Genomic DNA, 2,490 nt, shown 5'->3' on the forward strand with positions numbered 1-2,490 from the left:
GGTGCGGCGGGGGCGGCGTCCGGCGCGGGGGCGCCCTCGCGGGGACCGTCGTCCTTGGAGCGCCCCCCCTTGGCGATGCGCGGCGCCATGGGGGCCTTGGCGATGTGCGTGTCGCCGCAGACCGGGCAGGCGATGGCCCGGGCGGCGGCCTGCGTCTCATAGGCGTCGCCGTTGCGGAACCAGGCTTCGAACCGGTGGTCCGCCGTGCATTTCAGTACGAAGAGGATCATGTCCCCGTCGGATGCTCCAAGGTGTGAAGGACAGATGGTATGGTGAAGGACCGCTGACCAGCCGCCAATTCAGCACGGCGGCGGCGTCACGGTCAAACAAACGTCATGAAAATGAGTGGGAGCATCCGTCCCTTGTCCACCCCCTCCTCCGCCGAATCGCCGCACTCCACGGTCGGCCAGCCCTCCCCCTGGGTCGCGCGCTTCGCGCCGCTGGTGCGGGCGGGCGGGCCGGTGCTCGACCTCGCCTGCGGGTCGGGGCGGCATCTGCGGCTGTTCCACGCACGCAACCACCCGGTGGTCGGGCTCGACCGCGACCTGCGCGGGGTGGCCGGCCTGTCCGGCACGCCGGGGGTGGACCTGGTGGAGGCCGACCTGGAGAACGGCGGGCCCGTCCCGCTGCTGCGCGACCGCCGCTTCGCCGGGATCGTGGTGACCAACTACCTGCACCGCCCGCTGTTCCCCGCCCTGCTGGACGCGCTGGAGCCGGGGGGCGTGCTGCTGTACGAGACCTTCGCTCTGGGCAACGCCCGCTTCGGGCGCCCGGCCTCCCCCGCCTTTCTGCTGCGCAACGGCGAGCTTCTGGACATCGCGCGCGGGCGCCTTCAGGTCGTCGCCTACGAGCATGGCGAGGCCGCCGCGCCCAAGGCCGCGGTGGTGCAGCGCCTGTGCGCGGTCAACGACCTGGAGGCCGGAAGCGGCCTGGACGGCGACCCGGAGCCCCGGCCCCTGCCGCCGCCACTGCCGGCCTGACGCGTCACATCCCGATCACGTCGAGCGTGAAGGTCCGGTCGTGGGTTAGGGACGGCACCATCCGCCGGGCCTCCTCGACGCGGGCCATGTCCAGCTCCGCCACGACGAAGCCGACCTCCTCCCCGGCGTCGGCCAGCACCTCGCCCCAGGGGGCGACGATCAGGGAATGGCCGTAGGTCAGCCGTCCCTGGTCGTGGGTGCCGGTCTGGGCCGGGGCCAGCACGAAGCAGCCCGTCTCGATGGCGCGGGCGCGCAGCAGAGTGTGCCAGTGCGCCCGTCCGGTCGGCACGGTGAAGGCCGCCGGCACGGTGAGGATCGACGCCCCCGCCTGGGCCAGCGCCCGGTAGAGATAGGCAAAGCGCAGGTCGTAGCAGACGGTCATGCCGACCCCGCCCCAGGGCGTGCCGGCCAGCACCGCGCGGTCGCCGGGCCGGAAGGTGGCGGATTCGCGGTAGCTCTCCCCGCCCTTCAGGTCCACGTCGAACATGTGGAGCTTGTCGTAATGGGCGACGGTCCGGCCCCCGGCGTCGAACAGGCAGCTGCGGTTGGCGACCCGCCCGTCCTCCAGCAGGACGCCCAGCGTCCCGGCGAGCAGCCAGGCCCCCGTCTCCCGCGCCAGATCGGCGAAGAAGGGGATGGCCGGATGCTCGTCCGCCGTCTTCACCCGCTCCAGCACCTTCGCGCGGCCCTGCACGATCATGCCGACATTCTCGGGCAGGGCGATGAAGTCCGCCCCGGCGTCGCGCGCCCGGCGCACCAGATCGCCCGCCGCCCGAAGGTTGGGAAGGATCTCCGTGCCGGCGTTGACCTGGACGCAGGCGGCCTTCAGGACGCCGCTCATCCCCCGATTCCCAGAATCGGGTCGAGCTTGCCCGCGCGGTCCAGCGCGTGGATGTCGTCGGACCCGCCGTACGGCTTTCCGTCGATGAAGATCTGCGGCACGGTCATGCGCCCCTCGGCCCGCTGCACCATCTCGTCGCGGCGGCCCGGCTGCATGTAGAGGTCGATCTCCTCATACGCCACCCCCTTGCTGTCGAGCAGCCGCTTGGCGCGCGAGCAATAGGGGCAGAAGGGCGTTGTGTAGATGACGACGTCGGCCATGCCGGCGGCTCCTTGGCTGTTTGGAACGGTTATAAGATCAACCGCCGCGTGGCGCCACCCGTTACGTTTTCACCGCTTATGTCCTGACGACGCGCGCCAGGGTCAGCGCATCCACCCGCTCCGCCCCGGCGCGCAGCAGCACCCGCGCGCATTCCGACAGGGTGGCTCCGGTGGTCAGCACGTCGTCCACCAGCAGGATCCGCCGGCCGGCCACTTGCGGCTCCAGCCCCGGACGGACCGCGAAGGCCCCCTTCACGTTCCGCCGCCGCCCCGAGCGGTCGAGCCCGCCCTGCGACGGGGTGGCCCGGCGGCGCACCAGCAGGTCGGGCAGGACCGGGCGCCCGGCCTGCCGCCCCGCCGCCTGGGCCAGCAGGGCCGCCTGGTTGTAGCGGCGCCCGAACAGCCGCAG

The 2,490-nt window shown here is 72.5% G+C and carries 5 protein-coding genes; 1 reads left to right on the forward strand and 4 read right to left on the reverse strand.

Annotation, left to right across the window (positions count from 1 at the left end):
• Positions 1–230 (reverse strand): DUF1178 family protein (locus tag QSG27_RS28535; RefSeq protein WP_306712184.1); only part of this gene is annotated, 230 nt, incomplete at its 3' end.
• A gap of 132 nt (positions 231–362) precedes the next feature.
• Here QSG27_RS28535 and QSG27_RS28540 point away from each other — a divergent pair.
• The gene (locus QSG27_RS28540; protein WP_407653286.1) at positions 363–980 is read left to right on the forward strand and encodes a class I SAM-dependent methyltransferase; all 618 of its coding nucleotides are present in this window, start codon (positions 363–365) and stop codon (positions 978–980) included.
• Between the two features lie 4 nt (positions 981–984).
• Here the strand turns inward: QSG27_RS28540 and QSG27_RS28545 are convergent, their stop codons facing one another.
• The 3 genes from QSG27_RS28545 to QSG27_RS28555 form a co-directional block, all read right to left on the reverse strand.
• Positions 985–1,821 (reverse strand): carbon-nitrogen hydrolase family protein, encoded by an 837-nt coding sequence (locus tag QSG27_RS28545; RefSeq protein WP_306712188.1) that lies wholly within the window; start codon positions 1,819–1,821, stop codon positions 985–987.
• Entirely contained in the window at positions 1,818–2,081 is a 264-nt protein-coding gene (grxC, locus tag QSG27_RS28550) for a glutaredoxin 3 (RefSeq protein WP_306712190.1), read from the reverse strand. The genes QSG27_RS28545 and grxC overlap by 4 nt, the downstream gene beginning before the upstream one ends.
• Positions 2,082–2,157: 76 nt before the next feature.
• A partial coding sequence (locus QSG27_RS28555; RefSeq protein WP_306712192.1) for a ComF family protein occupies positions 2,158–2,490 on the reverse strand: 333 nt, incomplete at its 5' end.

This window comes from Azospirillum isscasi (assembly GCF_030849505.1).
Lineage (GTDB): Bacteria > Pseudomonadota > Alphaproteobacteria > Azospirillales > Azospirillaceae > Azospirillum > Azospirillum isscasi.

Coding starts and splice junctions, on each gene's coding strand:
- grxC (WP_306712190.1), bottom strand. CDS start 2,081: ATGGCCGACGTCGTCATCTACACAACGCCCTTCTGCCCCTATTGCTCG.
- QSG27_RS28545 (WP_306712188.1), bottom strand. CDS start 1,821: ATGAGCGGCGTCCTGAAGGCCGCCTGCGTCCAGGTCAACGCCGGCACG.